Here is a 6923-nt window from a genome sequence, read left to right on the forward strand (position 1 = left end):
CTCACTCCTTCACAATTCCCAGCCGCCGTCCGGCAGCAATAATATGTTCGGCGGCCGCCGCCAGATCTTCCCTGGAATGCGCTGCCGACACCGTCAGCCGGAGCCGACAGGTGCCGGGCGGAACGGTTGGCGGCCGGATGGCGGAAACAATCAGGCCGGCTTCTTTGAGGCTGCGGGCCATGGCCACCGCCGCGTCCGCCTCGCCGACGATAACGGGGATTATGGCGGTTACGCTGCTTGCTACGTTAAAGCCTGCTTCGTTTAAGCGATCGCGCAGATACCGGGCGTTGGCCTGGAGCGTCGCCACCAGGGCGGGACGAGCGGCCAGCTCTCTGAGCGCCGCCGTCGCCGCCGCCACCGTCGCCGGGGCGAGGGCGGTGGAAAATATAAAACTGCGCGCTTTATTAACCAAATAATCAATTAGCTCGCGTCGACCGGCCACATAACCGCCTTCGGCCGCCAGCGCCTTGCTCAGCGTGCCCATTTCAATATGCACCCGCCCCTTTAGCCCGAAATAGGCGGTCGTCCCGCGGCCGCCCGGGCCGATGACGCCGGTGGCATGGGCATCGTCCACCATGACGAGGGCATCATATTGCTCGGCCAGCGGCACGATTTGGTCCAGGGGCGCAATATCGCCGTCCATGCTGAACACACCGTCGGTGACAATCAGGCGGCGGCCGGCGCACGGCGTTGTCGCCAAGCACTCGGCCAGATGCCCTGCATCGGCGTGACGGTATACTACCACCTTGGCTCGGGCCAGCCGGCAGCCGTCGATAATGCTGGCGTGATTGAGCTCATCGCTGAAAATAACGTCGCCTGGCCCGGCTAAAGCGCTGATGATGCCCACGTTGGCCATATAGCCGGTATTGAACACCAGCGCCGCCTCTGTCCCTTTAAACGCTGCCAATTCACGCTCCAGTTCGGCAAACAAGGGATGGCTGCCGGTCGTCAGCCGGGCGCCGCCGGAACCGGCGCCATACCGCAAGGCGGCCGCGGCCGCCGCCTCGCGGACAGCCGGGTCATGGGTCAGGCCCAGGTAATTATTGGACGCCAGCATTAAATACCGCCGGCCGTCTTCCACCACATGGACGGCATCAACCGGGTCGTAATCAGGAATTTGCCGGTACAAGCCGTGCCGCTTTATTTCGGCCAGCGCTTCGGTCACAAACTGCATTCGCTCTCCTCCTCCGGCGCCGTCACTAACACGGGCTGGCGCTCCAGATACTCGATCAGGGCCGCCTGGTCACAGCCGGGCGCAACGAAAAAGACCCGCCCGCCCACCGGCGACCCATACGGTTTCAAGTAGGGAAACCGATAGTAGCCCTGGCTGCTTGCCACATAACCGGCCGTGTACTCCGGGTCGTCGGACCAGCACAGTTCGGCGACCACGCCGGGAGCGGCAGCCACCTTGGCCGCCAGCACCAGCGCTTCCCGCACATGGGCGTTGTTCAGCCCCCGGCGGCTAAGAAAAGCTGTCAGTCCGGCCGGGTCGGCGGCGTCCATGCGCGACACGCGGACGCCGCGCAGCGCCTTATTGTCCAGACGGCGGCCAGACTCCGCACAAACCAGCATGGCGCCGCGCATACTGTCGGCCAGGCCCAGCAGGGCCGCCAGGCCCTGCCGGGCCGCCGCGGGGGCAACACCGGCTTTAATAAGCTGGGCAACCGCCGCCTCCCGTCCGGCCGCTACATCAGGGACGGCTACCGTCGTGACCGGTAGCAGCGGCACGCGACGGACATTTTCTGCATTTATTGCTTCGACGGTAATATTAATAAAGTCGGCCCGTCCCCGGCTGTGCGCTAGCGCCCGGGTCAACATCTCCGTTGCCAGGGCGGCCAGATCGCCGGCGCCGGCTATCCGTTCAGCCCCGGAAATATGGCGCCCGCCCGCTTCATGGGGGCCGCCCTGGGCGGCGCGCATCCTAACGCTGTACAGCATGAATCAACATCCTTTCGGTTTGACTTTTCACCCGTTTTAACAGCAGAGTAAGCGGCCAGGCCGTCACGGTCGTGTAAATCATGCCCGGCACTGCCGCCGCCAGTACCGGGATGACCGCCTTGCCCAAGAGGCCGCTGAGGGCCAGCCGGGCGATCGCCGAGCCGACCGGCCCGGCCAACGTGACCACCGGCCAGGCCGTGCCGAAAGTCATCAGGATCAACCCGACCGTCAGGCGAAAAACCAAAGCGATAAAGACATTGAGCAGCGTCTGCGTACCAAGAACCAAACCGGCAGCACTGGCCAGCATACCGGCAATTATGTAGCGTTTAAAGCCGAAAACACTGCAGATGGCCACGGCCAGCGGCGCCGACAGCTGAAACTCCGTGCCGGGAACCAGGCCGGGGAGCTTTATCGCACCGGTGATGGCGATAAACGCCGCCAGCAGGCCGGTTTGGGCTATCGTCCGCGCGCGGCCCATGGTTAGACCTCCCGCGCCGACAGCGGCTGCCGGCCGAGGTCGCGGATCATCTGCAGGTCGTCGGCACAGGCTCGCCCGCCAGTGGTAAGATAACCGCCGATCAGCATGCCGCTAATGCCGCTCATTAAGCCAAGGGATTGCAAATCGCGCAGGTTTACCTCGCGACCGCCCGCCGTGCGAATGCCGCATTCGGGCAAAATAAAGCGGAACAAGGCAAAGGTGCGGAGGATTTCCCGCGGCGGCAGGGGCGGCTGGTGCGCCAGGGCGGTGCCCGGAATGGGATTGAGAATGTTGATGGGGACGGCGTCAACGCCGTAGCTCTTTAGTTCAAAGGCCATCTCCAACCGCTGCTCCATCGTTTCGCCCAGGCCAATGATGCCGCCGGAGCATACCTCCATCCCCGCGGCCTTGGCCACAGCAATGGTGGCCACCCGGTCGTCATAACTGTGGGTGCTGCAGATCTGCGGGTAAAAACTCCGGCTGGTCTCGACATTATGGTGATAGCGGCTGACGCCGGCCGCCGCCAGAGCCTCAGCGTTTTCCCGCGACAGCGTGCCCAGCGAACAACATACCTTCAGCCGTGTTTCCTGTTTGATGCGGGCCAAGGCGCGGACAATTTTCGGAAATTCGTCGTCGTCCTCCACCCCCCGCCCGCTGGTTACGATGGCAAACCGCAGCGCGCCGCTTTCCTCGGCCCGTTTGGCCGCGGCCACCAGTTCGTCCTCAGGCAACAGAGAGTACACTTTCACCTGCGCCTGGTGATGAGCCGATTGGGCGCAGAAGGCGCAATTTTCGGGGCACATGCCGGAGCGGCCGTTAACAATGGCACACAGGTCTACGCCGTCTCCTACATAATGCTGGCGGATTTTATCGGCCATCGCCAATAGCACCGGCAGGTCGCTGTCCGGCGTCCGCGCCAGCGCCAGCGCCTCCGCCATGGTAAGCTGGCCGCCGCCCAGTACCTTGCGGGCTAAGTCCAAAATCAAGTCCATGGTCATGCCTCCTCGTAGATGCTAATGTTAACTACCTTAAATTAAGCAGTTAACCATTTAATCAAAAATATTCGTTAACACCATTGTCATACAGATGTTAACAATACTACTATACACCGCCTGGGAGCGTTTGTAAAGAAAAAAAGAGGGTTTTTACCCTCTTTTGCCTCTATCTTGCGCTCATCGTCAGGCCTACTTTTACCAGACGGCACAGGCGGGCAGCCGCCTGCTCGATAAGCTCCGCGCCATGGGCCATGCATTCGTCCAGCGCCATCGGCTGCGGTACCACACTCATTAGCGCGTCCACACCCTGGGCCAGGACATCATCGGCGCCGTCACCCAGGCCGCCGGACAGACAGACGACCGGCACACCGTACTGCTTCGCCACTTTGGCCACACCGACCGGAGCCTTGCCGTAAGCGGTCTGGAAATCGGTGCGCCCTTCCCCGGTGATCACCAGATCGGCGGTGGCAACAAGAGAAGCAAAGCCGGTCGTCTCCAGGACAATCTCCACCCCGGGGCGCAGCTGGGCGCCCGTAAAGAAGAGCAAACCGGCCCCCAGGCCGCCGGCCGCACCCGCCCCCGGATAGTCAGCCACATCTTTGCCAGTCGCGACAGTCGCCACGGCGGCAAAATTTTTTAGCGCCGCGTCCAGTTCTTTGACCATTTCCGGCGTGGCGCCTTTTTGCGGCCCATAGACGGCCGAAGCGCCGCGCGGTCCGCACAGTGGGTTGTCGACATCACAGGCTACCAGGATGGTCGTGGTGCGCAGCCGCTCGTCCAAACCACTGAGGTCGATTTTGGCCAGTCTGGCCAAGGCGGCCCCGCCGGGCGGCAATTCCTGGCCGCTCGCGTCCAAAAACCGCGCCCCCAGCGCTTTGGCCATACCGGTTCCACCGTCATTGGTAGCGCTGCCGCCGATACCGATGATGATTTTGCGGATGCCCCGGTCGAGAACCGCCTTAATGAGCTGACCGGTGCCATAAGTGGTGGTAATGCGGGGGTCGCGCTTCTCTTTCGGCACCAACGTCAGGCCTGACGCGGCCGCCATTTCAATAACCGCCGTATCACCATCGCCTAAAACGCCCCAATGCGCCATAACTGGTTCGCCAAGTGGTCCAACGACTTCGCGGGTCACGATTTGCCCGCCAGTCGCCGTAACTAGTGCTTCTACCGTACCTTCGCCGCCGTCGGCAATCGGTACCTTGATGATTTCCGCATCAGGAAAAACCGCCCGCACCCCGTTCGCCACGGCGTTGGCCACGCCCAGCGCCGACACACTGCCTTTAAACGAATCGGGAGCAATCACTACACGCATAAATTCACACCTTTCGTAAAATATCCTGGATTATGAATATTGGCCGTCCTCCAGAATATTCCTGCAGCCTGTTCAAAAAACCTCAGCCGCACCACCTCATACCTCATACTTCATACCTCATACTTCATACCTCATACCTCATACTTCATACCTCATACCACTTTCCGATTTCCACTTTCCATGGTAGCCGGTATTCAAGTCGGCAAATGCGGCATATATATTACGTATCTATCATCCGCAGGAGGTCAGGCCATGAACTGGCAGTATCTTGTCGACGAATACCTGCCCACGCTGATTGCCATCAGGCGCCAGCTCCACCGCTACCCGGAGCTGGCTTTTCATGAAGTCCGCACGGCCGAGGTGATTGCTTCCATCCTGATCTCGGCCGGCCTAGAAGTCAAAACCGGTATTGCCCTAACCGGCGTCACCGGCCTGATCCGCGGCGCCGGCCCCCGGACGGTAGCCGTGCGGGCCGATATGGACGCCCTGCCCATCCAGGAGCAAAGCCAAGCCCCCTATGCCTCGACGGTACCTAACGTAATGCATGCCTGCGGCCATGACGGCCATATGGCCATCGCGCTGGGAGCGGCGATGGTGCTGCAGCGCCTGCGTCCGCGCCTGCCCGGCTCGGTAAAGTTTATTTTTCAGCCGGCCGAAGAAGGCCCTGGTGGCGCCCAGCCCATGATTGCCGCAGGCGTACTGACCGAACCGGAAGTGGAAGCCGTCTTCGGCTTTCATCTTTACAACCCCCTGCCCGCCGGCCAGATTGGCCTGAGCTACGGCCAGACGTGCGCCGCTACCGATGAAATTAAAATCACTATTGTCGGCAAAGGCGGCCATGGCGCTCACCCCCACCAGACGGTTGATGCCGTTGTCGTTGCCGCGCAGGTCGTTAACGCCCTTCAGACCGTTGTCAGCCGGCAAATCAACCCCCTGGACGCCGCGGTAGTCACCATCGGCAGCATCCGCGGCGGTTACGCTAATAATGTCATCGCCGACCGGGTAGAACTATGGGGTACGGTCAGGACGCTGTCTGAAAAGCTACGGGCGGCAATGCCGGCCAAAATTGAACAGATTGTCAGCGGCATTACCGCGGCGCACGGCGCCGCTTACGAATTTGTTTACAACCGGGGTTATCCGCCCCTTATCACCGATCACGCCCTGACCGCGTTAGTCGCAGCAAGCGCTGCCCGGATTGTCGGTCCCGACAATATCGTCCGCCTTGACCCCAGCATGGGCGGCGAAGACTTCGCCTACTTTGCCCAAGCGGCGCCGGCCGCCTTTTTCCGCATCGGGTCCGGCGGCGAGGCCTTTCCCTATCCCAGCCACCATCCCCGCTTCGATTTTGACGAATCCGCCATCGGCATCGGCGTGCGGGTGCTGGTGCAGACCGTGCTGGATTATTTCCAGTCAACCGCCGCTAACTAGCATTGGCGTACAAGAACAGCCTTTTTAATCAAGCCGTAAAGATATTTACGCCAATAAATTGGCACCACAAGCCAGGAAAACCGGGATTGAACCGCGGAGCGCACGGAGAGTGCGATATACATCGCACTTGGGGTTTTAATTAATTTTAATAAAATTTTATCTCTGTGTCCTCTGCGGTTCCAATACTCACCGTGTGATGTTACTGGTTTTCAGGGTAGACCCCCCATGTCGTTAGCACGACACCAACAAAGAATGAAAACCAGGTGCATATGTAGAATAATTTTTTTGCGGCTGGCGAAGAGAGGTCGATAGCTTGCTAGTGCTTCGAGCCTGAAGGGTAGACTGAACCCCAGTTACCTGGTGCACCACAAATTGTTGCTCCTACATTTAGGAAGCACGCGGAGTAGATTACTCGTACAAGGGTTACTGCACCAGTCGCAAAATAAGGCCGCAGAGGGGATCTTCTCATGAAACAAGTAATCCGCATTGTCCATGAACGCTGTTGTGGTATGGATGTTCACAAGAAGATTATCGTTGCCTGCGTTATCACACCTGACAACAAAGAAATTCGAACATTTGGCACTATGACGGACGACTTGCATGAATTAGTAAGCTGGCTTCAAAGTCACGGCTGTAGTCATGTAGCTATGGAAAGCACGGGAGTTTACTGGAAACCAATTTACAATCTTTTAGAACATACGGGAATTGAGATTTTGGTAGTCAATGCACAACACATAAAAGCAGTTCCGGGACGCAAGACAGATGTAAA

7 protein-coding genes are annotated in these 6923 nt (G+C 59.8%); 2 read left to right on the top strand and 5 right to left on the bottom strand.

The window, feature by feature from the left end:
- Position 1 precedes the first annotated feature (1 nt).
- The 5 genes from bioF to TCARDRAFT_RS13350 all read right to left on the bottom strand — a co-directional run bounded on the left by bioF (position 2) and on the right by TCARDRAFT_RS13350 (position 4726).
- Positions 2 to 1174 carry an 8-amino-7-oxononanoate synthase gene (bioF, locus tag TCARDRAFT_RS13330; RefSeq protein ID WP_007290497.1) on the bottom strand — a complete coding sequence of 391 codons (1173 nt, stop codon included), beginning with the start codon at positions 1172 to 1174 and terminating at the stop codon, positions 2 to 4.
- Complete coding sequence (locus TCARDRAFT_RS13335) at positions 1162 to 1938, bottom strand: 6-carboxyhexanoate--CoA ligase (protein WP_007290498.1); 777 nt, start codon at positions 1936 to 1938, stop codon at positions 1162 to 1164. The genes bioF and TCARDRAFT_RS13335 overlap by 13 nt, the downstream gene beginning before the upstream one ends.
- Positions 1922 to 2416 carry a hypothetical protein gene (locus tag TCARDRAFT_RS13340; RefSeq protein ID WP_007290499.1) on the bottom strand — a complete coding sequence of 165 codons (495 nt, stop codon included), beginning with the start codon at positions 2414 to 2416 and terminating at the stop codon, positions 1922 to 1924. The genes TCARDRAFT_RS13335 and TCARDRAFT_RS13340 overlap by 17 nt, the downstream gene beginning before the upstream one ends.
- 2 nt (positions 2417 to 2418) lie before the next feature.
- Positions 2419 to 3408, bottom strand: coding sequence for a biotin synthase BioB (bioB, locus tag TCARDRAFT_RS13345; RefSeq protein ID WP_007290500.1), 990 nt, complete (start codon positions 3406 to 3408; stop codon positions 2419 to 2421).
- A gap of 169 nt (positions 3409 to 3577) precedes the next feature.
- Entirely contained in the window at positions 3578 to 4726 is a 1149-nt protein-coding gene (locus tag TCARDRAFT_RS13350) for a glycerate kinase (protein WP_007290501.1), read from the bottom strand.
- A 252-nt stretch (positions 4727 to 4978) separates the two neighbouring features.
- On the opposite strand from TCARDRAFT_RS13350, the gene TCARDRAFT_RS13355 reads away from it, so the two are divergent.
- Entirely contained in the window at positions 4979 to 6154 is a 1176-nt protein-coding gene (locus tag TCARDRAFT_RS13355; protein WP_007290502.1) for a M20 metallopeptidase family protein, read from the top strand.
- Positions 6155 to 6621: 467 nt separating this feature from the next.
- A partial coding sequence (locus TCARDRAFT_RS13360; RefSeq protein WP_040683456.1) for an IS110 family transposase occupies positions 6622 to 6923 on the top strand: 302 nt, incomplete at its 3' end.

The sequence above is a fragment of the Thermosinus carboxydivorans Nor1 genome (assembly GCF_000169155.1).
GTDB lineage: Bacteria > Bacillota > Negativicutes > Sporomusales > Thermosinaceae > Thermosinus > Thermosinus carboxydivorans.

What these genes read in the sequence shown, in the direction of transcription:
- TCARDRAFT_RS13350 (WP_007290501.1), bottom strand. Translation starts at nt 4,726, where the DNA reads ATGCGTGTAGTGATTGCTCCCGATTCGTTTAAAGGCAGTGTGTCGGCG.
- TCARDRAFT_RS13340 (WP_007290499.1), bottom strand. Translation starts at nt 2,416, where the DNA reads ATGGGCCGCGCGCGGACGATAGCCCAAACCGGCCTGCTGGCGGCGTTT.
- TCARDRAFT_RS13335 (WP_007290498.1), bottom strand. Translation starts at nt 1,938, where the DNA reads ATGCTGTACAGCGTTAGGATGCGCGCCGCCCAGGGCGGCCCCCATGAA.
- bioF (WP_007290497.1), bottom strand. Translation starts at nt 1,174, where the DNA reads ATGCAGTTTGTGACCGAAGCGCTGGCCGAAATAAAGCGGCACGGCTTG.
- bioB (WP_007290500.1), bottom strand. Translation starts at nt 3,408, where the DNA reads ATGGACTTGATTTTGGACTTAGCCCGCAAGGTACTGGGCGGCGGCCAG.
- TCARDRAFT_RS13355 (WP_007290502.1), top strand. Translation starts at nt 4,979, where the DNA reads ATGAACTGGCAGTATCTTGTCGACGAATACCTGCCCACGCTGATTGCC.